Annotated in this window: 21 protein-coding genes; 13 read left to right on the forward strand and 8 right to left on the reverse strand. The window is 72.5% G+C overall.

Going from position 1 to position 23,443, the window contains the following annotated elements:
* Positions 1-66 precede the first annotated feature (66 nt).
* Positions 67-1,110, reverse strand: coding sequence for an ABC transporter permease (locus ACZ63I_RS32835; protein ID WP_469342994.1), 1,044 nt, complete (start codon positions 1,108-1,110; stop codon positions 67-69).
* Positions 1,111-1,303: 193 nt separating this feature from the next.
* Between ACZ63I_RS32835 and ACZ63I_RS32840 the strand changes: the two genes are divergently transcribed.
* Both ACZ63I_RS32840 and ACZ63I_RS32845 read left to right on the forward strand, forming a co-directional pair.
* Complete coding sequence (locus ACZ63I_RS32840; protein ID WP_469342995.1) at positions 1,304-4,816, forward strand: DNA polymerase III subunit alpha; 3,513 nt, start codon at positions 1,304-1,306, stop codon at positions 4,814-4,816.
* On the forward strand, positions 4,813-5,799 hold the full coding sequence (locus ACZ63I_RS32845) for a DNA polymerase Y family protein (RefSeq protein ID WP_469343134.1): 987 nt from the start codon (positions 4,813-4,815) through the stop codon (positions 5,797-5,799). Before ACZ63I_RS32840 ends, ACZ63I_RS32845 begins: the two co-directional genes overlap by 4 nt.
* A gap of 18 nt (positions 5,800-5,817) precedes the next feature.
* On the opposite strand, the gene ACZ63I_RS32850 is transcribed toward ACZ63I_RS32845, so the two are convergent.
* A complete protein-coding gene (locus ACZ63I_RS32850) occupies positions 5,818-6,702 on the reverse strand; it encodes a LysR family transcriptional regulator (protein WP_469342997.1) in 885 nt (294 codons plus the stop codon).
* A 113-nt stretch (positions 6,703-6,815) separates the two neighbouring features.
* Between ACZ63I_RS32850 and ACZ63I_RS32855 the strand changes: the two genes are divergently transcribed.
* From ACZ63I_RS32855 to ACZ63I_RS32865, 3 genes are all read left to right on the forward strand, one after another.
* Complete coding sequence (locus ACZ63I_RS32855; RefSeq protein ID WP_469342998.1) at positions 6,816-7,181, forward strand: YybH family protein; 366 nt, start codon at positions 6,816-6,818, stop codon at positions 7,179-7,181.
* 282 nt (positions 7,182-7,463) lie between these two features.
* Positions 7,464-8,336: an esterase/lipase family protein gene (locus tag ACZ63I_RS32860; protein WP_469342999.1), complete on the forward strand. Its 873-nt coding sequence runs from the start codon at positions 7,464-7,466 to the stop codon at positions 8,334-8,336.
* A 48-nt stretch (positions 8,337-8,384) separates the two neighbouring features.
* Positions 8,385-8,822 carry a protein-tyrosine phosphatase family protein gene (locus ACZ63I_RS32865; protein WP_469343000.1) on the forward strand — a complete coding sequence of 146 codons (438 nt, stop codon included), beginning with the start codon at positions 8,385-8,387 and terminating at the stop codon, positions 8,820-8,822.
* A 21-nt stretch (positions 8,823-8,843) separates the two neighbouring features.
* On the opposite strand, the gene ACZ63I_RS32870 is transcribed toward ACZ63I_RS32865, so the two are convergent.
* Positions 8,844-9,860: a lytic polysaccharide monooxygenase auxiliary activity family 9 protein gene (locus ACZ63I_RS32870; RefSeq protein ID WP_469343001.1), complete on the reverse strand. Its 1,017-nt coding sequence runs from the start codon at positions 9,858-9,860 to the stop codon at positions 8,844-8,846.
* 285 nt (positions 9,861-10,145) lie between these two features.
* On the opposite strand from ACZ63I_RS32870, the gene ACZ63I_RS32875 reads away from it, so the two are divergent.
* Together ACZ63I_RS32875 and ACZ63I_RS32880 are read left to right on the forward strand one after the other, a co-directional pair.
* Positions 10,146-11,255 (forward strand): methyltransferase domain-containing protein, encoded by a 1,110-nt coding sequence (locus ACZ63I_RS32875; RefSeq protein ID WP_469343002.1) that lies wholly within the window; start codon positions 10,146-10,148, stop codon positions 11,253-11,255.
* Positions 11,252-11,632, forward strand: a complete 381-nt coding sequence (locus tag ACZ63I_RS32880; protein ID WP_469343004.1) for a GntR family transcriptional regulator — start codon at positions 11,252-11,254, stop codon at positions 11,630-11,632. The genes ACZ63I_RS32875 and ACZ63I_RS32880 overlap by 4 nt, the downstream gene beginning before the upstream one ends.
* Before the next feature lie 32 nt (positions 11,633-11,664).
* Here the strand turns inward: ACZ63I_RS32880 and ACZ63I_RS32885 are convergent, their stop codons facing one another.
* Positions 11,665-12,771 (reverse strand): DUF5925 domain-containing protein, encoded by a 1,107-nt coding sequence (locus ACZ63I_RS32885; RefSeq protein ID WP_469343005.1) that lies wholly within the window; start codon positions 12,769-12,771, stop codon positions 11,665-11,667.
* 245 nt (positions 12,772-13,016) lie between these two features.
* On the opposite strand from ACZ63I_RS32885, the gene ACZ63I_RS32890 reads away from it, so the two are divergent.
* Entirely contained in the window at positions 13,017-13,289 is a 273-nt protein-coding gene (locus tag ACZ63I_RS32890) for a hypothetical protein (protein WP_041991220.1), read from the forward strand.
* Positions 13,290-13,443: 154 nt separating this feature from the next.
* Here ACZ63I_RS32890 and ACZ63I_RS32895 read toward each other — a convergent pair whose 3' ends face one another.
* The 3 genes from ACZ63I_RS32895 to hmgA all read right to left on the reverse strand — a co-directional run bounded on the left by ACZ63I_RS32895 (position 13,444) and on the right by hmgA (position 16,834).
* On the reverse strand, positions 13,444-14,667 hold the full coding sequence (locus ACZ63I_RS32895; RefSeq protein ID WP_469343007.1) for a type ISP restriction/modification enzyme: 1,224 nt from the start codon (positions 14,665-14,667) through the stop codon (positions 13,444-13,446).
* A gap of 62 nt (positions 14,668-14,729) precedes the next feature.
* Complete coding sequence (locus ACZ63I_RS32900) at positions 14,730-15,479, reverse strand: GntR family transcriptional regulator (protein WP_469343008.1); 750 nt, start codon at positions 15,477-15,479, stop codon at positions 14,730-14,732.
* A 35-nt stretch (positions 15,480-15,514) separates the two neighbouring features.
* Complete coding sequence (gene hmgA / locus ACZ63I_RS32905; RefSeq protein ID WP_469343010.1) at positions 15,515-16,834, reverse strand: homogentisate 1,2-dioxygenase; 1,320 nt, start codon at positions 16,832-16,834, stop codon at positions 15,515-15,517.
* A 278-nt stretch (positions 16,835-17,112) separates the two neighbouring features.
* On the opposite strand from hmgA, the gene ACZ63I_RS32910 reads away from it, so the two are divergent.
* The 3 genes from ACZ63I_RS32910 to ACZ63I_RS32920 all read left to right on the forward strand — a co-directional run bounded on the left by ACZ63I_RS32910 (position 17,113) and on the right by ACZ63I_RS32920 (position 21,112).
* Positions 17,113-18,474, forward strand: coding sequence for an ABC transporter ATP-binding protein (locus ACZ63I_RS32910; protein WP_469343011.1), 1,362 nt, complete (start codon positions 17,113-17,115; stop codon positions 18,472-18,474).
* A 129-nt stretch (positions 18,475-18,603) separates the two neighbouring features.
* A complete protein-coding gene (locus ACZ63I_RS32915) occupies positions 18,604-20,016 on the forward strand; it encodes an aldehyde dehydrogenase family protein (RefSeq protein ID WP_469343013.1) in 1,413 nt (470 codons plus the stop codon).
* A 16-nt stretch (positions 20,017-20,032) separates the two neighbouring features.
* Positions 20,033-21,112: a zinc-binding dehydrogenase gene (locus ACZ63I_RS32920; RefSeq protein ID WP_469343014.1), complete on the forward strand. Its 1,080-nt coding sequence runs from the start codon at positions 20,033-20,035 to the stop codon at positions 21,110-21,112.
* Between the two features lie 33 nt (positions 21,113-21,145).
* Here the strand turns inward: ACZ63I_RS32920 and ACZ63I_RS32925 are convergent, their stop codons facing one another.
* On the reverse strand, positions 21,146-21,793 hold the full coding sequence (locus ACZ63I_RS32925; RefSeq protein ID WP_469343016.1) for a TetR/AcrR family transcriptional regulator: 648 nt from the start codon (positions 21,791-21,793) through the stop codon (positions 21,146-21,148).
* Between the two features lie 71 nt (positions 21,794-21,864).
* Between ACZ63I_RS32925 and ACZ63I_RS32930 the strand changes: the two genes are divergently transcribed.
* Together ACZ63I_RS32930 and ACZ63I_RS32935 are read left to right on the forward strand one after the other, a co-directional pair.
* Positions 21,865-23,016: an acyl-CoA dehydrogenase family protein gene (locus ACZ63I_RS32930; RefSeq protein ID WP_469343017.1), complete on the forward strand. Its 1,152-nt coding sequence runs from the start codon at positions 21,865-21,867 to the stop codon at positions 23,014-23,016.
* An 84-nt stretch (positions 23,017-23,100) separates the two neighbouring features.
* Complete coding sequence (locus tag ACZ63I_RS32935) at positions 23,101-23,388, forward strand: YiaA/YiaB family inner membrane protein (protein ID WP_469343018.1); 288 nt, start codon at positions 23,101-23,103, stop codon at positions 23,386-23,388.
* Positions 23,389-23,443 lie beyond the last annotated feature (55 nt).

Below are 23,443 nucleotides of genomic sequence, written 5' to 3' on the forward strand. Positions count from 1 at the left end.
CAGGTCGTGACGAGCAGTGACCCGGGAACCCGGTCCGCCGCCAGGCGGGCCGGGTTCCCGCTGTCCCTAGAGTTGCTGACCGGGTGGTGACTCGGCGGTGACGACCCGCCGGTCGTCCCGCGGCTTGCGCAGCACGGTCGCGACGAGCGTGACCAGGGTGCCGCCCACCGCCCAGGCGCAGAGCACCAGCAGCGGCCCGGTGACCGCGTTGCCGCGGAAGTACGCGATCGACCTGGCCACCCACGTCCCGGCGCCCGGCGGCAGCGCGGGCCCGATCGACCGCCAGAAGTCCGGCAGCAGCGGCAGCGGGAAGGCGCCGCCCGCGCTCGGATTGCCCGCCACGACGATCAGCAGGATGGCGAGGCCGATACCGACGACGCCGAAGACCGCCTGCAGGGCCAGGGTGGCGGCGCCGACGGCGAAGACCGTGAGCGCGCCGAGCCCCCACAGCCCGAACACGCTGCCCGGCAGGGCGTTCAGGATCGGCCCGGTGATCACCGCGCCGAGGATGCCGCCCACGACGGCGTACAGCGCCATCACCCCCAGCCGGATCACGGCCCTGCTGCGGTTGGCCGGCCGCGCCCCCGCGCTGATCGCGAGGATCGCCGCGCACAGGTAGCCGCCGACGCACCAGCCGATGACGAGATAGAACGACGAGAGCCCGTCGGCGTCCTGGACGGTGGCGGGCGCCACGTCGTCGGGCCTGAGCGAGCGCTGCTGCTGCTGTTCTAGACCGCCGAAGAGGTTGAGCAGGATGCTGGTCTCGGTGGAGCCCTGCCCGGAGGCGATCAGCAGGGTGTCGGTGCTCGACCGGGGGTCGACGAGGAGAGCGGCGTCGATGTCGCGGTTCAGCATCTGCCTGCGTGCCGTCTTCTCGTCCGGGAGCACCCGGGGGTCCAGCGGACTGCCCGAGAGCTGCTTCAGCTCCCCGGCGAGCTGGGTGGCGGTCTGCCCGGGGGCGACGACGGCGACCTTGATGTCCGTCGGCTGCGGATGGTGCAGCGCGCCGACGTACGAGGCGATGAACAGCAGTTGCAGCGCCAGCACCCCGATGACGAGCAGCGCTGCCCGTGGGGTGACCGCGGTCTTCACCTCGTCGACGAATGTCATGCCATCACCGTCCTGGGCTCCCGGTATCCGCGCAGGTGGGGAGAGTCTGAATGGCGTAAGGGCGGCCACGGGCGGGCCCGGGGAGCCGGGAGGCCAGGCGTCCCACGGGTATCGCACGCACGTTCGAAACTTGGTCTATGGTGGAACTCGGGGAGGCGAGCAGGACTGATCCAGGACGACCCAGGAGGTGCGGATGCCCGGGTTCACGCATCTGCACACCGTGTCCGGTTTCTCCCTGCGGTACGGCGCCTCCCACCCGGAGCGGCTCGCCGCGCGCGCCGCCGAACGGGGCATGGACGCCCTCGCGCTCACCGACCGCGACAGCCTCGCGGGCGCCGTCCGCTTCGCCAAGGCGTGCGCCGCGGAAGGGGTGCGCCCGCTGTTCGGGGTGGACCTCGCGGTGGGCGAGCGGGCACGTGAGGAGGGCCCCACCTCACGCAGACGCACCCCCGTGCGCGGCGGTGCCTTTGTCGACGAATCGGCGCCGCGCGCCGTCTTCCTCGCCCGGGACGGCGCGGCCGGCTGGGCCGACCTGTGCCGGCTGGTGACCACGGCGCACGCGGCGGGGGACGGCGGTCCGCTGCTGCCCTGGCGCGACAACCACGGCGCGGGACTCACCGTCCTGCTCGGCCCCGACTCCGAGATCGGCCGCGCCGTCGCCGCCGGCCGCCCCGACCGGGCGGCCCGGCTGCTCGCGCCCTGGCGGGAGGTCTACGGCGACGCGCTGCGTCTGGAGATCGTCCATCACGGGCGTACCGGCACCGGCCCTGGATCGCTGCGGCACGCCGCCCGTACCCTCGGCTTCGCCGCCGAACAGGGCGTACGCGCCGTGCTCGGCAACGCCGTCCGGTACGCCGACGCCGGGCAGGGCCCGGTCGCCGACGTACTGGACGCGGCCCGCAGGCTGATCCCCATCGACCCGCGCCGCGGCCTGGACACCGGGGAGCGCTGGCTCAAGGACCCGGAGGCGATGGCGCGTACCGCCGAGCTGGTCGCCGAGGCCGCCGGATTCCGGCGCGACATCGCACACCGGCTGCTCGCCATGACCGAGGAGACGGCGGCGAGCTGCCTCGTCGACCCCGAGGACGACCTGGGGATCGGCACCGTCCACTTCCCCGAACCCCGGCTGGTCGGCGCCGACCGGCGCAGCGCCTCACGGGTGCTGCGCTCGCGCGCCGCCGCCGGGATGGTGCTGCGCGGCTACGACCGGCGCGCCGACCACCGCGTGTACTGGTCCCGGCTGGAGGCCGAGCTGCGCACGATCGACGCGATGGGGTTCGCCTCGTACTTCCTCACCGTCGCCGGTGTCGCCGACGACATCCGGGGGATGGGCATCCGGGTCGCCGCCCGCGGCTCGGGCGCCGGCTCCCTGGTCAACCATCTGCTGGGCATCGCGCACGCCGATCCGGTCGCGCACGGACTGCTGATGGAACGTTTCCTCTCCACCCGGCGCCCCGGCCTTCCCGATATCGACATCGACGTGGAATCGGCCCGGCGGCTCGATGTCTACCGCGCGATCCTCGACCGGTTCGGCGGTGAGCGGGTCGCCGCCGTCGCCATGCCTGAGACCTACCGGGTGCGCCATGCCGTACGGGACGTCGGCGCCGCCCTGTCCATGGACCCGGCCGAGATCGACCGGATCGCCAAGGCGTTCCCGCACATCCGCGCCAGGGACGCCCGTACGGCGATGGCGGAACTGCCCGAGCTGCGCGAGGTCGCCGGGCGGCAGGAGCGGCACGGCAGGCTCTGGGAGCTGGTGGAGGCGCTGGACGCGCTGCCGCGCGGGATCGCCATGCACCCGTGCGGGGTGCTGCTCTCCGACGCCTCGCTGCTGCGCCGTACGCCGGTGGTGCCGACCAGCGGCGAGAGCTTCCCGATGGCCCAGTTCGACAAGGAGGACGTGGAGGATCTCGGCCTGCTCAAGCTCGATGTCCTCGGGGTGCGGATGCAGTCGGCGATGGCGCACGCCGTCGCCGAGATCGAGCGCGCCACCGGCGACGCCGTGGACATCGACGACCCGGCGCAGGTGCCGGAGGGCGACCCGGCGACCTACGACCTCATCCGCTCGGCCGAGACGCTGGGCTGCTTCCAGATCGAGTCGCCGGGCCAGCGCGATCTGGTCGGCAGGCTGCAACCCGCCACCTTCCACGACCTGGTGGTCGACATCTCGCTCTTCCGGCCGGGCCCGGTCGCCGCCGACATGGTCCGACCGTTCATCGAGGCCCGGCACGGCAGGGCGCCGATCCGCTATCCGCACCCGGACCTGGAGGCGCCGCTGCGGGAGACCTACGGGGTGGTCGTCTTCCACGAGCAGATCATCAGGATGGTGGACATCATGACCGGCTGCGGCCGCGAGGAGGCCGACAAGGTGCGCCGGGGGCTCTCCGACCCGGAGTCGCAGGGCCGGATCCGTGCCTGGTTCGAACAGCGGACCGTGGAGCGCGGGTACGCGCCGGAGGTGGTGGCGCGCGCCTGGGCGATCGTCGAGGCGTTCGGCTCGTACGGCTTCTGCAAGGCGCACGCGGTCGCCTTCGCCGTACCGACGTACCAGTCGGCCTGGCTCAAGGCGCACCATCCCGCCGCCTTCTACGCCGGGCTGCTCACCCATGACCCGGGGATGTATCCGAAGCGGCTGCTGCTGGCGGACGCGCGGCGGCGCGGGGTGCCGGTGCTGCCGCTGGATGTGAACGCGTCGGCAGCCACTCATAGAATCGAACTGGTGTCTGATGGCGGTGGAATGGGGGCTGGGGTCGGGGTGGGGGCCGCGGGCGGCGGCGGTCCGGTCTGGGGGCTGCGGCTCGCGCTCTGCGACGTCCACGGCATCAGCGAGGCGGAGACCGCGCGGATCGAGGCGGGGCAGCCGTACTCCTCGCTGCTGGACTTCTGGCAGCGGGCCAGGCCGAGCCGTCCGGTGGCCGAACGGCTGGCGCAGGTCGGGGCGTTGGACCGGTTCGGCGCCAACAGGCGCGATCTGCTGCTGCATCTGTCCGAGCTGCACGGCGCGCAGCGCAGGACGGGCGCCGGCCACGGCGACCAACTCCCGCTCGGGGGCGGGCAGCGGACCGCGCCCGCCGGCCTGCCCGACCTGGGCGACGCCGAACGGCTCAGCGCCGAGCTGGGCGTCCTCGGCATGGACGCCTCCCGCCATCTGATGGGGGACCACCACGCGTTCCTGAGGGAGCTGGGGGTGATGTCGGCCAAACGGCTGCGGGCGGCGCCGCACGGCAGCACCGTCCTGGTCGCCGGCGCCAAGGTGGCCACCCAGACCCCGCCGATCAGATCGGGCAAGCGGGTCATCTTCACGACGCTCGACGACGGTACGGGCCTGGTCGACCTCGCCTTCTTCGACGACAGCCACGAGGCGTGCGCGCACACCGTCTTCCACTCCTGGCTGCTGCTGGTGCGCGGGGTGGTGCAGCGCAGGGGGCCGCGGAGCCTCAGCGTGGTGGGCGCCGCGGCGTGGAACCTGGCGGAGCTGGTGGAACTGCGGGAGCAAGGCGGCCTGGACGCGGTGGCGGCGGCGCTCAACGCGCCCGCCGAGCAGCCGGTCGCGGCCGAAGGGCCCGCCGACAACGGCCGGCGCATCCAACTGCCCACCGGGTACGAGATGAACCCCTGGGCCGACCTCCGGCCCGCGGGCGAGGGCGTACCGACCGGACAGAAGCTGCGCAAGCTGTGGCACTCCAGCCCGGGGAGCGCCGGATGATCCTCTGCGTACGGTTCCACCACGCCGACTTCCACGCCGATGCCGCCGACGCCGTTGACGTGACCCCGCTGCTCGGGCTGATCGAGGACATCAGCCCGGTCGTCCAGGCGCTGCCGCCGGACTCCGCGCTCGTCGATGTGCGCGGCGCCCAGCGGTACTTCGGGCAGGACGCGGCCGGGCTCGCCGCCGTGCTGCGGGTACGGGCCCTCGCGCACGCCGGGGCGGGCTGCACGATCGGGGTGGCCGGCACCCCGATGCTGGCCAGGATGGCCGTACGGGAAGCCGCGCGGGGAACGACGCTCGTGGTGCCGGACGACGAGCGCGCCGTCCGGCGGTTCCTCGCGCCCCGGCCGGTCGCCGCCCTGCCCGGGATCGGTACGGCGACGGCGCGGGCGCTCGGCTCGTACGGCATCGACACCGTGGGGAAGGCGGCGGCCGTACCGCTGTCGACCCTCCAGCGGGTCATCGGGACGCGGATGGGCCGCGAGGTGTACGAGAAGGCGCACGGCGTCGACGCCGCGCCGGTCGTGCCGAACGCGGCCTCCCGCTCGCTCGCCGCCGAACGGCCCTTCCCCCGCGACGAGTTGGACCAGGAACGGCACCGGCGCGCGCTGCTCTCGATCACCGAGGAGCTGGGGGTGCGGATGCGCGGTTCCGAGCAGGTGTGCCGCTCGCTCACCCTCACCGTGCGCTACGCCGACCGCTCCACCACCGTCCGCACCCGCGCGCTGCGCGAACCGACCGCCCACTCGGGGGCGCTGACCGCTGCCGCGTACCGGATCCATGAGTCGCTCGGGCTGCAACGGGCCCGGGTACGGGCGCTCTCGGTGCGGGCCGAGGACCTGCTCCCCGCCGAACGGGCCACCAGGCAACTGACGTTCGACCCGGTGGACGACCGGGCGCGCCGGATCGAGGAGGTCGCCGACCTCGTACGCGCCAAGTTCGGCCCGCAGACGCTGTTCCCGGGATCGCTGGCCGCCTGACCTCGGCCAACTGGACGCTCAGGCCGGGGCGGTGAACGCGCGGCGGCCGTACGTGAGGAACTCCCGTACGGCGGGGGTCCTGGCGTCCCGCCAGACCAGGGAGAGCAGGGCCGGCGCCTGGACGTCCTCGATGAACCGGCCGCCGAGCCGGTCGCGGTGGCGCGCGGCCATCGACTCGCTGAGGACGGCGACACCGAGCCCGCGGGCTGCCAGATCGGCGATGGCGTCGGAGGCGCTGGCCTGGAGGGTGATCACCGGGTGGAGGTCCTGGGCGGCGCAGGCCCGGTCGAAGACCGTCCGCAGCCCGGTGCCCGGCGGCATGCACACGATCGGATGGCCGCACACGTCGCGCAGGGTGACCCGCTCCGGTCCGGTCAGCGGATGCCCGGCGGGGACCGCGACGACGAGCCGTTCGCTGACGACCGTCAGCGCCTCAAGCCCCTCGGGGGCGGGGGCGGCGGTGCCGACGAGGGCCAGATCGAGGGTGCCGGCCCGCACTTCTTCGACCAGCCGTTCGGAGTTGTCCTCCAGGAGGGAGACCTCCACCCCGGGATGCGCCCGGTGGAAAGCGGCGAGGGCTTCGAACAGCGGGGTGAGCGTGCAGCCGATGACCATTCCGACGCTGATCCGGCCCCGGATCAGATCGGTCACCTCGCCCACCGCCTGACCGACAGCGCCCGCGGCGGCGAGCGCGGCCCGCGCGGGTCCGAGCGCCGCCTTTCCCGCGACGGTGAGGACCGTCGTACGCGCCGACCGGTCGAACAGCTCGGCGCCCAGCTCCCGCTCCAACTGGCGGATCTGGGCGCTGACACCGGACTGGCTGATGTGCACCCGCTCGGCCGCCCGGGTGAAGTTCCGCTCCTCGGCGACCGCGACGAAGTATTCGAGCTGCCTCAGATCCATGAGTGTGGATTCTAGCTTCCAGCAGAACCATCTGTTGGACTTCTGATACGGAGGTGACGAGGCTGGACCGGGTCGGGAACCACGGAAGCCCTTGACGCGAGGAGAAGGAAGCCATGACGGAGTACGAGAAGGCCATGCGGCCCGAGGACATCACCCGGCTGTTCGTCGAGCGGTCCAACGCGGGCGACGCGGCCGGGGTCGCCGAACTCTACGAACCGGAAGCGGTGTTGGCGTACCCGCCCGGGGAGCGGACGGTCGGCCGGGACGCGATCCGCGCGCTGTGGGAGAAGGTGCTGGCTGGCAAGCCCCACTTCGCACCGGAAGAGCCGCTGCCGACCCTGCTGAGCGGCGACATCGCGCTCACCTCGACACCGCCCAAGGACGGGACGGGGGCCCGCGCGCAGGTGGTCAGGCGCCAGCCGGACGGAAGCTGGCTGCGGCTGCTGGACCAGCCGGAGTTCACCCCGCCCGCCGGCTGATCGCCCTCGGGGTCCCGCCCGGGTTCCCCTCGGGGTCCCGCTCGGGTCCCCCTCGGGTCTCCTTTGGGTGCGCGCCAGTTCGAGGGCCGGTCCCGGCAGGTGTTGCTGCCGGGATCGCGGGACGCGGGAGATTACCGTGCTGTCGTCGCAGTTTTTACCGACGCGTAACTTCCCCCCGCTTTCTACTGGCACGTAACTTGGCATGAACACAGCCATCTTTGTGGTCCGGGCCATCTGGCTGCCAGTCATCGCCATTCCCTTGAGCCGCAAGGAGACCGCCCGATGCTGCCCTGGAAACGAGCGCTCGGACCACTGGCCGCGCTGCTGCTCGCAGCCACCGCCACCCTGACCGCCGCCCCGGCCTCTTCCGCCGCCCCGCTCGCCGCCTCCGCGCCGAGCAGCGGCTGGAACAACTACTCCTGCAAACCGTCCGCCGCGCACCCGCGCCCGGTCGTCCTCGTCCACGGCACCTTCGCCAACGGTGTCGACAACTGGCTCGCCCTCGCCCCGTACCTGGTGAACCGCGGCTACTGCGTCTTCTCCCTCGACTACGGCCAACTCCCGGGCGTACCGCTCATCTACGGCATCGGCCCCATCGACGCCTCGGCGGGCCAGCTCGCCACCTTCGTCGACAAGGTGCTCGCCGCCACCGGAGCGCCCAAGGCCGATCTGGTCGGCCACTCGCAGGGCGGCATGATGCCGCGCTACTACCTCAAGTTCCTCGGCGGCGCGGCGAAGACGAACGCCATGATCGGCATCGCCCCCGACAACCACGGCACCACGCTGAACGGCCTCACCGCGCTGCTGCCGTACTTCCCCGGCGCCAAGGACCTGCTGACCATGGCGACCCCGGGCCTCGCCGACCAGGTGGCGGGCTCGCCGTTCCTCACCAAGCTCAACGCGGGCGGCGACACCCAGCCGGGCGTGCACTACACGGTGATCGCCACCCGCTACGACGAGGTCGTCACGCCGTACCGCAGCCAGTTCCTGACCGGCCCCGACGTGCGCAACGTGCTCCTCCAGGACCTGTGCCCGGTCGACCTCTCGGAGCATGTGGCGATCGGTACGGTCGACCGCATCGCGTACCACGAGGTGGCCAACGCCCTGGACCCCGCCCACGCCACCCCGACCACCTGCGCCTCGGTCGTCGGCTGACCCGATGACCTGCTGACGCCACAACCGTCCGGATGGCAGGGTGGGGGAATGGCGGAGCTGTGGGACCCCGCGGCGGCCGGAGTGCTCCGGCTGCCGTCCGGGCGGCTGGTACGGGGACGGGGGCTGCGGCGGGCGCTGCCCGCCGGGGCCGTCCCGGCGTTCGGCGTCTATCTGTTGGGCAAGCCGCCGCCCGAAGTCCCCTGGGAGAGCCGGTGGTTGCGCTGGCCCGACTTCCGGTTGCCCGCCGACCGGGAGCGGGCCGCCGCGCTGTTCGCCGACGTGTGGGAGCGTGCGGGGAGTGAGCGCGTCGAGGTCGCCTGCGCCGGCGGACGCGGCAGGACCGGCACGGCCCTGGCCTGCCTCGCCGTCATCGACGGCGTCCCGGCGGACCGGGCCGTGGCGTATGTGCGGCGGCACTACGAAGCGCGCGCTGTGGAGACGCCGTGGCAACGGCGGTACGTCGCGCGCTTCGGTCAGTTGTCCTGACGCTCCCCGGTTCTGTCGCCGTCAGCGGCTGTGCCGGCCGCCGGTCGAGACCGCCCTGCGCCGGGTCGTACCGAACATGATCGCCGCGCCGGCCGCGAGCGCCGCCGCCCCGCCGATCGTGTAGACCGAGGTGTTGCTGTCGCTGCCCGTCTCCGCCAGGTTGTCCTGCGAGGCGGCCGGCTGTGCGACCACCGCGTCGGCGTTGGTGACGACGGGGTCGTTGCCCTCCTCGCCCGCGTACTCGCCGCCCTCGTCCGCCGGTTCGGCCGCCGGGGAGGCGGGGTGGGTCGCGTGGCCGGTGTGGTCGACGGACGACTTGTCGGCGCCGTCGGCGACCTGCTCGTTCGTCGGGGCCGAAGCGGTCGGCGCCGTCGTACCGCCCGTACCGCCCGTGGCACCGTTGTCCTCGCCGAAGACCACGTCCGAGCAGGTGTAGAACGCCTCAGGGCTGTCGGAGCGCTGCCAGATCGAATAGATCAGATGGCGGCCCGACTTGTTGGGGACGATGCCGTCGAAGACGTAGTCACCGTTGACCAGCTTCGGGTCCGTGACCTTCAGGAAGGGCGTGTCCTCCAGGTCCGACCACTTCAGCGGCTCGGCGGGGTCGTAGCCGTCCTTGGTGATGTACAGCTCGAAGGAACCCCGGTGCGGGGCGGTCGCCTTGTAGCGGAACGTCCGGTTGCCCGCGTTGAGCTGCGTGGACGGCCAGTCGGCGCGGGCCAGGTCGAGACCCTTGTACTTGTCCCTGCCCGCGCTGCACAGCTTGCCGTCCGGTATCAACTGGCGGCTGTTCCCGGCGGCGTTGGGGAGGTTGACCTCGTTCCAGTCGTAGAACGGCTGGGTACCGCCGGCCGCGACAGCGGCCTTGCAGGCGGCGGACTGCGGCTGCTCGGGCCCCTCGGTGTAGCAGGCGGCGACGCGGCTGACCGGGTCCGTCAGCGATCCGTGGGCGACGGCGGGCGCCGAGGTCAGAGCGACCACGGCGAGCGGGACGAAGCCCAGGACGACTACCCCGGCAGCCTTGCGACGAGCGGTCATGTACGGGTTCTCCTTCGGGGTGCTGCGGAGTCGAGAGAGCGGGGCGGATTCGTACGGCGGCGTGACCTCCCGTGTCGGGCGCCACCGGATCCGAACCCGCCCCGGCGATCAGCAAGTTATCCGCTCCAAACCTCGAAATCCCCGGCCAGGAGGGGCCGGTGCCCATCCTTATGCTCCGCTTAAGGAGCCGCTAAGGACCGGCACAGGCCGGCGCCGGTCCGCGCCGGTCCGCGTCGGGATCGCGGCGGACGGTGCGTTGTCAGTGGCGGGTGCCAGGATCGGATCATGGACTCGATCGACTGGAACGCCGAAGCCGACACCTTCGACCAGGAGCCCGACCACGGGCTCCTGGACCCCGGCGTCAGGGCCGCCTGGGCCGGACGGCTCGCCGGCTGGCTGCCGGTCGAGCCGTCCGACGTCCTCGACCTCGGGTGCGGTACGGGCAGTCTGGCGCTGCTCGCCGCCGAGCGGGGGCACCGGGTCACCGGGGTCGATCTCTCGCCCCGGATGGTGGAGTCGGCGCGCCGCAAGCTCGCGGGGACGGGCGCCGAGGTGCTGGTCGGCGATGTGCAGGCGCCGCCGGTGGCCGGGCGCACTTTCGACGTCGTGCTGGCCCGGCATGTGCTGTGGGTGGTGGACGACCCCGAGGCGGTCCTGCGGCAGTGGATCGCGCTGCTGCGGCCCGGCGGCCGGCTGGTGCTGGTCGAAGGGGTCTGGGCGGGGACGGGACTGCCGGCGACCCGGGTCGTCCGCGCGCTCGGTCCGCTCGCCGAGCGCGTCCATCACGAGCCGCTGTCGGACGACCCGGCGCTCTGGGGCCGGGCCGTGGACGACGAGCGGTACGCGGTGCTCGCGCGCACGGCCGCGGTGCCGCGCCATCGCGAAGTGGTCGACGTCCATCTGATCCTGCGCCGGGGCGACGAGGTGCTGCTCGCCCGCCGGGCCGGCACCGGGTATGCCGACGGTCTGCTCAACGGCCCTTCGGGGCATGTGGAGGACGGTGAGGACGTCCGTACGGCCATGATCCGCGAGGCGGCCGAGGAGATCGGCGTCGAACCGGCCCCCGACGACCTGCGGGTCGCCCTCGTCATGCAGCATCGCGGCCCCGGCGGGAATCCCAGGATCGGCTGGTTCTTCGAGGTGGCGTACGGCAAGGGCGGCGAGCCGTACAACCGCGAGCCGGACAAGTGCTCGGGGCTCTCCTGGCATCCGCTGGACGACCTGCCGGACGACCTGGTCGCCTACTGCCGGGCCGCCCTCGACGCCTACCGCGCGGGCGAGCGGTTCGTCATCCACTGGCACGAGGACGACGACCCCGTCGCGTACCGGCCCGAGGGGGCGCGCCGGGCGGTGCACCTCCCGCCCAGCGGGCGGTGGGGGACAATCACCGGGTGACCCTGAAGATCGTGATCGACCCGGCAGCCGCTCCCGCGCCGTACGAGCAGGTGCGTACGCAGGTCTCGGCGCAGGCCCGCAAAGGCACCCTGCCGGTCGGCTACAAGCTGCCGACCGTGCGGGGGCTCGCCGAGGAGCTGGGCCTCGCCGCCAACACCGTCGCCAAGGCGTACCGGGCCCTGGAGAGCGACGGGGTGATCGAGACCCGCGGCCGCAACGGCACGTTCGTCGCCGCGGCGGGTGACGCCGCCGAGCGGGAGACGGCCGCCGCGGCGCAGGCGTACGCGGACCGCGCCCTGCGCCTCGGGCTCGGCAAGGCGGCGGCGCTGGCGGCCGTCGAGGAGGCCCTGCGGGCCGCCTACGCCAACAAGCCGTAGCTACCCGCGCGGCCCGGTACGGGTGCGGGATCTCACAGGTACAGCCCCGCCTCGCCCGACTGCTGTGCCGGGACCGACGCCGGGCCGTGGCCCCTCCGCAGCGCGTACAGCTCGGCGAGCGTCGCGCCCTCGCGGCCCACCGTGCCGTCCCAGTCGCCCTCCTCGCGGTCCAGCCAGGCCATCGACTCCGCGCGGGTCAGCGATCCCACCTCGATCCTGGCCAGACAGCGCCCCGGCCTGACCACCGCCGGATGCAGCCGCTCCAGGTCCTCGTTGGTCGTCACGCCCACGAGTACGTTCCGGCCCTGGCCGAGCAGTCCGTCGGTCAGATTCAGCAGCCGCGACAGCGCCTGGCCCGCCGTGTGCTTGGCCTCGCCGCGGATCAGCTCGTCGCAGTCCTCCAGGAGCAGCAGCCGCCAGCGGCCCTTGGCCGAGCCGTCGTCCTCGCCGATCGCGATGTCCATCAGATAGCCGACGTCGTTGAACAGCCGCTCCGGGTCCAGCACGCAGTCCACCTGGCACCAGTCGCGCCAGGAGCGGGCCAGGGTGCGCAGCGCCGAGGTCTTGCCGGTGCCCGGCGGGCCGTGCAGCAGGAGCAGCCGTCCGGCGATGTCGTCGGGCGTGACCTTCATGAGCTGGTCCATCGCATCGGCCACCGGCGCCGTGTAGTTGGCCCTGACGTCGTCCCAGCTACCTGCGGAGATCTGCCGGGTGGTGCGGTAGGGGCCGCGCCGCGGCGACACGTACCAGAACCCCATGGTCACGTTCTCGGGCTGGGGCTCGGGGTCGTCCCGCGCGCCGTCGGTCGCCCGGCCGAGTACCTGCTCGGCCAGTTCGGCGCTGACCGCCGTCACCGTCACATCGGCGCCGTGCTTCCAGCGGGAGACGAGCAGCGTCCAGCCGTCGCCCTCGGAGAGCGTCGCGCTGCGGTCGTCGTCGCGCGCCGAGCGCAGCACGGTGGCGCCGGGCGGCAGCAGCGCGGCCCCCGACTTGACGCGGTCGATGGTGGAACTGTGCGAGAACGGCTGCTCGCCCGTCGCGAAACGGCCGAGGAACAGCGCGTCGACGACATCCGAAGGGGAGTCGCTGTCGTCGACGGTGAGCCGGATCGGCAGTGCGTCCTGTGGCTTGGCAGACATGACCCACATGATCCGGCACCGGGGCGGCCGGTGCACGGCCTTTTGTCCCGCGACCGCCCCGGCGGCCACCGTGCGGGTCACGGTGGCGAACTGTCCAACTCGCCCTGAAATCGGCAGGATAGGGTGATCTTCGCGGCAACTCGTATGGGTGTGCTTAATGCTGCGGGCGGGATACACGAGTGTCGGGTGGGAGCGATAGGGTTAACCTGCCCGGGTCGGGTGCCCTCGTACGGGTGGGGAGTGACATGGAACAGATAACAGTGCACAGCAGGGCGCGAGTCCCTGCGATCACATGCGGGAGCAGCGCGACGAGTTCGCGCCTCGACCGCCATCTCTCGGTGCTCGGCGGCCCTGCCGTCCCGCAGCGTGAGACGGCGGAAGCGACGCTTCTGATGCGTGAGCTGACCTCGCGTTCGAGCGACGAGACGGAGGCCCGCAGCAAGAGCAAGAGCGCGCGTGTCTCGCTCTTCGCGCCCCTGCGGCGTCTGCGCCGCTCGCTGTTCGGCAGCCGCCGCTGACTCCACTCCCGACCCCACGGCGATCCACAACCCGCTCGGGCGAGTACGCCGTCCGACGCAGTGCCGCGCTCTTTTCACCCGTTCTCCCCGACGGTCCGCGGCAATGCGTCGGTGTCAAGTCCCCCTGGATCAGGGCACATCAGATCAAGGCGAATCAGATCAGGGTGAACTGCCCTTCCGGACCTTCCTCGTGATGATCGAAGACCGAGGCTGGCCGCTTCGCTGCCGAGGGCACCGGCAGAATTCCCGCGGCCGTCAGCTCGTCCCGGCCGATCCCGGGACTCGTCCGCACCTTCTCGCGCAACTCCCGCGCCGGTGCGCGCAGTTCGTCGAGCAGCGTCAGCACCGTGATCAACTCCAGCAGCTCGGACGTCCATTCGGGCAGCCAGCCGGCCGGCCGGATCGCCTCCAGCGCCTCGAACCCCGCCTCCGGCACGGCCGTACGCTGCTCGAACCACCGCTCAAGCACCCGCACCCCGCCCGCCGTGAAGTCCCAAGCCCCGGCCGACACGGGAGAGATACGCCCCTCCCCGACGAGCAGCGTCTGCCCGTCGGGTTCGAATCCGAGCGTCTCGGCCCGCCCGGTGACGGCGGCACGCACATAGGGCCGGCGGCCGCCGGGCAGTCGGGGACGCTCGCCGCCGTGCGCCCCGCGCAACTGCGCGCGCAGCATCTGTTCGCCGAGACCGGCACCCGCCGACCACAGCTCCGGATCGCCCGTCAGCGGCACCACGCACCCGCGGGGTGACGGCTCGGCGACCGCGAGCGCCCAGGCCAGCACCTGCTCGGCGGTGACCGCGCGGCCGTACCGCTCCGCCAGCAACTCCCGCAGCCCCGGGGCGAGATTGGGCTCGGCGCCGCCGGGCCGGCGGTAGAGGGGCCGGATCCGCCCCGGCCGCCCCGCAGGCGAGCGGCCGTCCGGGAGCAGCGCGCCCGCCAGCAGCGCGGGACCCGTCGCCCCCGGTACGTACCCCTGTTCGACGGCGAAGACCTGCCGGTCGTCGGCGACCCGCCACAGCTCGGGACGCGCCGCGTCGATCAGCCGGTGGTCGGGGATCAGCCACTGCTCGTCGAACGGGCCGTGCGTGATCCGCAGCGGCTCGGGGCAGGGGCCCGACTCGCGGGCGAGGCGCGCCGTCGAGGCCGGACCGCCCGGCAGGGCGGCGACCGCGCTGAGCGGCGTACGGGCCCTGGTCGGTACGAACAGCTCCTCGCGCTCCGCGCCTTCGGCCCGTATCAGCCGGTCCCAGCGGGCGGTCAGCGACGCGCGGTCCTGCGCCATCACCCAGGATCTGCCGAGCCGCAGCGGGGCCGCCGACCACGGCAGCAGATCACTCAGCAGCGGGGCGGTCGGCGGGGGCTTCGGCGGGGCCGTCATCCGGGCACACCCTCCTTGTCGGCCGCAGGTCCTGTGTGCGGAAAGCCTAACGAGCGGCGCCGTCAGTCCGCCTCGACGGTGACCGAGAAGGCGAACCGGTCGCCCCGGTAGTGGATCAGCGCCACATCCACCACCCGGCCGTCCTGGTCGTAGGTCACCCCCGTGTAGTGCAGGATCGGGCTGAGCAGCGGCACCTTCAGCAGCTCGGCGGTGGCCGGGTCGGCGAGCCTCGCCTCGACGGTGTCGGTGACCCGGCTGATCCGTACCCCCAGCGCGTCGCGCAGCACCTTCGTCATCGGCCAGCGCTCCAGATCGGCGATGTCGAGCCCGGCCGCCACGTCGGGACGTACCGCGTTGCGCGCCCAGTTGACCGGCTCGCCGCTCTCGCTGTCGCAGCGCAGCCGGGTGTACGAGACGATCTCGTCAAGACCCGGGAAATACTCGGCGAGTTCGCCGGGCACCGGCGCCGGGCCGTGGGCGAGGACCGTGGTGCGCTCCCCGGACTGCTGCGCCACGATCGCGTCGATCGAGCCCAGCAGCCGGCGCGGCGCGCCGCGCCGGGCGCCGGGCTCGATGAAGGTGCCGCGCCGCCGGTGCCTGCTGATCAGCCCCTCGGTCTCCAGCTCCTTCAGGGCCTGCCGCATGGTCAGCACGCTGACCCCGTAGTGGGCCGCCAGCCGCTCCTCGGTGGGCAGCCGCAGGGGGTCCTGCGGGCGGCGGCCCAGGATCGAGGCGCGCAGCGACTGCGACACCTGGTACCACAGCGGCAGCTTGCGGTTCAGGGCCAGCGAGTCGGGGGCGAAGTCGGACACCGGCAGCTCCGTAAGCTCCGTGACGAGGGCGGCGGTCAGGGCCTGAAGTGGCGTTGCAGACCTTGCCACACGTCGTCGTAGCGCTGCTGCAGGTGTCCGGCGTCCGCCGCCTGCTCGGTGATGGTCACCGGCCAGCGGGTCTCGAACATGAAGGCCAGGCCGTCGTCGATCTTCTGCGGCCGCAGCTCGGCCGCGCTCGCCCGCTCGAAGGTCTCCCGGTCGGGGCCGTGCGCGGACATCATGTTGTGCAGCGAGCCGCCGCCCGGCACGAAGCCCTCGGCCTTGGCGTCGTAGGCGCCCTCGATGAGGCCCATGTACTCGCTCATCACGTTGCGGTGGAAGTACGGCGGCCGGAAGGTGTCCTCGCCGACCAGCCAGCGCGGCGCGAAGACCACGAAGTCGACGCCCGCGAGCCCCGGGGTGTCCGAGGGCGAGGTGAGGACCGTGAAGATCGACGGGTCCGGGTGGTCGTAGCTGACGGAGCCGATGACGTTGAAGCGGCGCAGGTCGTAGACGTACGGCACGTGATTGCCGTGCCAGGCGACGACATCCAGCGGTGAGTGGTCGTAGGTGGCGGACCAGAGGTTCCCGCAGAACTTGCTGACCACCTCGACCGGCCGCTCCACGTCCTCGTAGGCGGCGACAGGGGCGAGGAAGTCCCGGGCGTTCGCCAGGCCGTTGGCGCCGATCGGGCCGAGGTCGGGGAGCGCGAACGGACGGCCGTAGTTCTCGCAGACGTAGCCGCGGGCGCTGTCGTCCAGCAGCTCGACACGGAACCGGATCCCGCGCGGGACCAGCGCGATCTGCCCCGGCCGGGCGGCGAGCAGGCCCAGTTCGGTACGGAGCAGCAGGCCGCCGCGCTCGGGGACGATCAGCAGTTCGCCGTCGGCGTCGCTGAACACCCGGTCCGTCATGGGGGCGTTGGCGTGGTAGAGGTGCACGGCCATGCCCGTACGCTGCGCCGCGTCGCCGTTGCCGCCCAGGGTCCACAGGCCGGCCAGGAAGTCGGTGCCGGGCGCGGGGTCGGGGAGCGGGTTCCAGCGCAGCCGGTTCGGGTCGGCCGCCCTGCCGGTGAACGGGGCTCCCGCCAGAGCCCTGTTGGCCACCCTGGCGAACGGCGGGTGCGCCGCCGAAGGGCGGATGCGGTACAGCCACGAGCGGCGGTTGTGGGCGCGCGGCTCGGTGAAGGCGCTGCCGCTGAGCTGTTCCGCGTACAGCCCGAGCGGCGCGCGCTGCGGCGCGTTGCGGCCGTGCGGCAGGGCGCCCGGCACCGCCTCGGAGCTGTGTTCGTTGCCGAAGCCGGCGGAGTGGTCGAGCTCCGCCGCGGTCTTCCTGGCCTGTTCGATGCCGGTCATCATGCGCTCCCGTAGTGGGGATCCCCCGGAGTCCTGGTCAATTCCGAATCCTATGGTCCACCGTAGGATTGCGCCGTGAAGGCGTCAACGGTGCCGCGCGGGCGACGGCCCCCGATCCGGCCGGTCGCGCTTCGTCTACGACTCATGACTGTCGGGTGTCCACCGAACTTGCCGTATTGCTGTCGTGTTGTGGTAATTCCCGTGACAGGAGCGTTCCGCCCTGTCCCGCGGTGCCCTTTGGTATGGGGGACTACCTCTTCTTAACGGGCGGAACCCTCATGACTCGCGCCATCTCACTGAACAGCGTCAGCAAGGTGTACGGACGCACGGCACGCGCCGTCGACCGCTTCTCGCTCGACATCGCACCGGGGGAGTTCGTCGTCCTCCTCGGCCCCTCCGGCTGCGGCAAGTCCACCGTGCTGCGCATGATCGCCGGGCTCGAGGACATCACCGAGGGCGAACTCCTCCTGGACGGTGAGTACTCGAACCTGGTACCGCCCCGCGAACGCGGTATGGCCATGGTCTTCCAGAACTTCGCGCTCTACCCGAGCATGACCAACCGCGAGAACATCGGCTTCCCGCTGCGGCTGGAGAACCCGCACCTGGACAGCACCGAACGGGTCGAGGCGACCGCCCGGATGCTGGGCATCGAGAGCGTGCTCGACCGCTACCCGAGCCAGTTGTCCGGCGGAGAGCGGCAGCGGGTCGCGATGGGCAGGGCCATCTCCCGCCATCCGTCGGCCTTCCTGATGGACGAGCCGCTGTCCAACCTCGACGCGAAACTGCGCAACCACCTGCGCGCCGAGATCGCCCAGTTGACCAGCGAACTGGGCGTCACCACGGTCTATGTGACGCATGATCAGGCCGAGGCGATGTCGCTCGGCGACCGGGTCGCCGTGATGCGCGGCGGGGTGCTCCAGCAGGTCAGCCCGCCGCGCGAGGTGTACGCCCTGCCGGAGAACGTGTTCGTGGCCGCGTTCATCGGCACCCCGCGGATCAATCTGCTCCAGGCCGTCGTGTACGCGCCGCTGGACGGCCGGATGTCGATCAACCTCGGCAAGCAGCGGCTGCCGCTGCCCGAACCCCTCAGCCAGGACCACCAGTTGCTCCGTATCCAGCAGGGCAGGGAGGTCATCGTAGGGCTGCGCTCCGAGGCCGTGCGGATCGCGCCGCCCAGCCACGCCAGGCCGGGCGAGGTGGCGCTCAGCGGCCTGGTCGAGCACATGGAGTACCAGGGCCACGAGGCGCTGGTCCATCTCAACACCGGCTCCAAGGCGGCGGTCGTCACCGATCTCGAATCGCCGAGGCCGCGCACGGCGCCGCGCCGCCGCAAGAGCGGCGGCGGAGCGGGTGTGCTGGAGCGGCTGAAGGAACGGGCCGCCGGGGCGGTCGCCCATGTCAGCGGCGGTTCCGTCGGCGTGCTCGACGAGCCGGAGCAGCGGCAGGAGGCGCCCGTGAGCTACACGGAGCGGCCCGCCATCGCCGCCGCCGACCTGGTCGTGCGGACCGGGCCCGACATGTGGCTGCGGCCCGGCGCCCAGGTGCCGCTCCTGGTCGACCTGGCGCATCTGTACGTCTTCGACACCTACGGCCGGCGGATCTGCCCGGCGCCGCGCGACCTGCCGGGCCTCGACGGCTGACCGCCCCCGGCTCCGACGTGTGAGCGCCCCGGGCCCCGACGTGTGGCGGCGCACGGGCCGCCACCCTGGCGCCGTAAAACTAACACCGCTAGTTTGGGTCTGACACATCCGGACTCGGAAGGACTGGCGATGAAGGCACACGACGGGATGTACATCCGGGGGGAGTGGCGGCCGGCCGCCGGTACCGGGACGATCGCCGTCGTCAACCCGGCGGACGAGCAGATCATCGCGGAGGTCCCGGCCGGTACGGCGCAGGACGTGGACGCGGCCGTACGCGCCGCGCGCGAGGCGTTCCCCGAGTGGGCCGCCACCCCGCCCGCCGAGCGGGGTGCGCGGATCGCGGCGCTGCGCGACGCCATGGCCGCCCGCAAGGACGAGATCGCCGAGACCGTCACCGCCGAACTGGGCACCCCCATCGGCCTGTCGCAGGTCGTCCACGCCAACCTGCCGATCTCCGTGGCCGGTTCGTTCGCGGAGCTGGCCGGCACGTACGCCTTCGAGGAGAAGGCGGGCAACTCCACCGTGCTGCTGGAGCCGGTCGGTGTGGTCGGTGCCATCACCCCCTGGAACTACCCGCTGCACCAGATCGTCGCGAAGGTCGCGCCCGCCCTCGCCGCGGGCTGCACCGTCGTGCTCAAGCCTGCGGAAGACACCCCGCTCGTGGCGCAGTTGTTCGCCGAGTGCGTCCACGAGGCGGGGCTGCCCGCCGGGGTCTTCAACCTCGTCACCGGCCTCGGCACGGTCGCGGGACAGGCGCTCGCCGCACACGAGGGCGTCGACCTGGTCTCCTTCACCGGCTCCACCGCGGTCGGCCGGCAGATCGGCGCGACGGCCGGCGCCGCCGTCAAGCGGGTCGCGCTGGAGCTGGGCGGCAAGTCGGCCAACGTGATCCTGCCGAGCGCCGACCTCGCCAAGGCCGTCAAGGTCGGCGTCGCCAACGTCATGTCCAACTCCGGCCAGACATGCAGCGCGTGGACGCGGATGCTGGTCCACACCGACCAGTACGACGAGGCGGTCGAGCTGGCACGCGCGGCGGTCGCCAAGTACGCGGCGGGCGACCCGCACGACCCCGCCAACCGGCTCGGGCCCGTCGTCAGCGCCAAGCAGCGCGAGCGGGTGCGCGGCTACATCGACCAGGGCGTCGCAGCCGGCGCCAGGCTCGTCGCCGGCGGCTCCGAGGCGCCGCATCCGGCCGGCTACTACGTCGCGCCGACCGTCTTCGCCGACGTCACCCCGGAGATGGCCATCGCCCAGGAGGAGATCTTCGGCCCCGTCATCTCGATGCTCCGCTACGCGGACGAGGACGACGCCCTGCGCATCGCCAACGGCACCGTCTACGGCCTCGCCGGCGCCGTCTGGGCCGGTGACGAAGCGGAGGCCGTCGCCTTCGCCCGCCGGATGGAGACGGGCCAGGTCGACATCAACGGCGGCCGGTTCAACCCCCTTGCCCCGTTCGGCGGTTACAAGCAGTCGGGGGTCGGCCGCGAGCTGGGCACACACGGCCTCGCCGAATACCTCCAGACCAAGTCCCTCCAGTTCTGAGCCGGGAGAAGCATCCGTGACACGCGCCGCCGTCCTGTCCGCAGTCGGAGCCCCGCTGGAGATCCGCGACATCGAACTCCCCGAGCCGGGCCCTGGCCGGGTCCGGATCCGGCTCGCCGCCGCTGGGGTCTGCCACTCCGACCTGTCCCTGTCCAACGGCACCATGCGGGTGCCGGTGCCCGCCGTGCTCGGCCATGAGGGCGCCGGTACGGTCGTCTCCGTCGGCGAAGGCGTCAGCCATGTCGCCCCCGGCGACCAGGTCGTCCTCAACTGGGCCCCGTCCTGCGGCACCTGCCACGCCTGCGAGCTGGGCGAGGTCTGGCTCTGCGCCAACGCGCTGGCCGGCGCCGCCGATGTGCACGCCCGTACCGCCGACGGCACCGAACTGCACCCCGGGCTGAATGTCGCCGCCTTCGCCGAGGAGACCGTCGTCGCGGCCAACTGCGTACTGCCGCTGCCCGAGGGCGTGCCGCTCACCGACGCCGCGCTGCTCGGCTGCGCCGTGCTCACCGGCTTCGGCGCCGTCCACCACTCGGCGCGCGTCCGGGCCGGCGAGAGCGTGGTCGTCTTCGGCGTCGGCGGGGTCGGTCTCGCCGTCCTGCAGTCGGCGCGGATCGCTGGCGCCTCGGTCGTCATCGCCGTGGACGTCTCCCCGGAGAAGGAGGCGCTGGCGCGCGCGGCGGGCGCGTCCGAGTACGTCGTCGCCTCCGGCACCACCGCCAGGGAGATCAGGAAGCTCACCGGCGGCCACGGCGCCGACGTGGCCGTCGAGTGCGTCGGCCGCGCCGTCACCATCCGCGCCGCCTGGGACGCCACCCGGCGCGGCGGCCGTACGACGGTCGTCGGCATCGGCGGCAAGGACCAGGAGGTGACGTTCAACGCCCTGGAGCTGTTCCACTGGGGCCGTACGCTCGCCGGCTGCGTCTACGGCGACAGCGACCCGGCGAAGGACCTGCCGGTGCTGGCCGAGCACATCAGGGCCGGCCGCTTCGACCTGGGCATGATGGTCACCGAGCGGATCGGGCTCGACGGCATCCCCGCCGCCTTCGACGCCATGCTGGCGGGCCGGGGAGGCCGGGCCCTGGTCGTCTTCTGAGCCGGTACGGGCGCTGCCGCCCCCGCCGTCGCCTCAGCGGGCCGCCGCGAGCTGCTCGTACTGCGCGGTGAGCCCGTCGACCAGCGCCCGCAGCCCCGTCTCGAACGCGCCCTCGTCCACCTGGCGCTGCCGGTCGGCGAGCAGATGGGCCTGGCCGAGATGCGGGTAGTCGGCCGGGTCGTACGCGGTCGCGTCGTCCGGGAAGCCGCGGGCGAACGAGCCGAGGGCCGAGCCGGTGATGAAGTAGCGCATCAGCGCCCCGATGTACGTGGCCTGCGCGGGCGGCCAGCCCGCCCTGACCATCGCGCCGAAGACCGCGTCGGCCACCCGCAGCCCCGCCGGGCGCCGCCCGGGGCCGCGCGCCAGCACCGGCACGATGTGCGGATGGTCGGTGAGGGCCGCGCGGTAGGAGAGCGCCCAGTCGTGCAGCGCGGTGCGCCAGTCGCGTCCGTCGGCCTCGTCGAACATCGACAGGTCGACCTGGGCGCTGACCGCGTCCGCCACGGCTTCGAGGATCTCGTCCTTCGTACGGAAGTGGTTGTAGAGCGACGGCCCGCTGACCCCCAGCTCGGCGGCGAGCCGGCGGGTGGAGACCGCTTCCAGGCCTTCGGCGTCCACGAGCGCGCTCGCCGTGGCGACGATGCGGTCTCGGCTGAGCAGGGGCTTGCGCGGTCTGGCCATGGCGCACATAGTAAGGGCTGCCCGGCATAAACTAGCAGTGCTAATTAAAGGACAGGGGAGCAGGTACCGCCGTGAATCTGGAGCTGAGCGAGGAGCAGGAAGCCGTTCGGGAGCTGGCGCGCGACTTCGTGGACCGGGAGATCGCCCCGCACGCCGCCGAGTGGGACAGGGCGGAGAGCGTCGACCGCGCCATCGTGGGCAAGCTCGGCGCGCTCGGCTTCCTCGGGCTCACCGTGCCGGAGGAGTACGGCGGTTCGGGCGGTGACCATCTCTCGTACTGCCTGGTCACCGAGGAGCTGGGGCGCGGCGACTCGTCCGTGCGCGGCATCGTCTCCGTCTCCCTCGGCCTGGTCGGCAAGACCGTGCTGGCCTGGGGGAGCGAGGAGCAGAAGCGCGCCTGGTTGCCCGGGATCACCTCGGGTGAGGCCATCGGCTGCTTCGGCCTCACCGAGCCGGGCACCGGCTCCGACGCGGGCAATCTGACCACGAAGGCCGTCAGGGACGGCGACGACTGGGTGATCAGCGGCAGCAAGATGTTCATCACCAACGGCACCTGGGCCGATGTGGTCCTGCTCTTCGCGCGGACCAACGACACCCCCGGGCACCGGGGCATCTCCGCCTTCCTCGTCCCCGCCGAATCGCCGGGGCTCACCCGGCGCACCCTGCACGGCAAGCTGGGGCTGCGCGGCCAGGCCACGGCCGAGCTGGTCCTGGACGGCGTCAGGGTCCCGGCGGGCGCCCTGCTGGGCCCGGAGGGCAAGGGCTTCTCCATCGCCATGTCCGCGCTCGCCAAGGGGCGGATGGCGGTCGCGGCCGGCTGTGTCGGCATCGCGCGCGCCGCGCTGGAGGCGGCCGTCGGCTACGCGGGGGAGCGCGAGCAGTTCGGCACCTCCATCGCCCACCACCAGCTCATCCAGGAACTGCTCAGCGACATCGCCGTGGACGTCGACGCGGCCCGGCTGCTGACCTGGCGCGTCGCCGATCTCATCGACCGGGGCGCCGAGTTCGCCACCGCGGCCTCGCAGGCGAAGCTCTTCGCCTCGGAGGCGGCGGTACGCGCGGCGGGCAACGCGATCCAGGTGTACGGCGGTTACGGGTACATCGACGAGTACCCGGTCGGCAAACTGCTGCGCGACGCCCGGGTGATGACCCTCTACGAGGGCACCAGCCAGATCCAGAAACTCATCATCGGCCGCGCGCTCACCGGGGTCTCCGCGTTCTGAACGCCCCACCGCTGCCGGGGTGCTGAGTACCGGGTGAGTAGCAGTACGGATGTGGCGCGGGCCGCGGTTCCCGATGCTGGAGCCATGACCGACACACCTGTGAAGCAGAGCAACACCGCCGCCTTCTACGGGCAGGCCGTCGCCTCCTTCGGCCTCGCCCTCGCCGCCGTCACCATCGGTATCCTGCGCCTCGAAGCAGACGCGTGGGTGCGCGGCTTCCTCGCCATCGGAGTGCTGTACCTGACCACATCGGCGTTCACCCTGGCCAAGGTGGTCAGGGACCGCCAGCAGGAGGGCCAGATCGTCAGCCGGGTCGACCAGGCGAGACTGGAGAAGATCCTCGCCGAGCACGACCCGTTCCAGAAGCTCTGACGGACGCGTCCTAAGCGCTTGCTCAGCTTCGGGGTATGGTGTTCGTCCTGCCGAG

This window comes from Streptomyces sp. NPDC087906, from assembly GCF_055584925.1.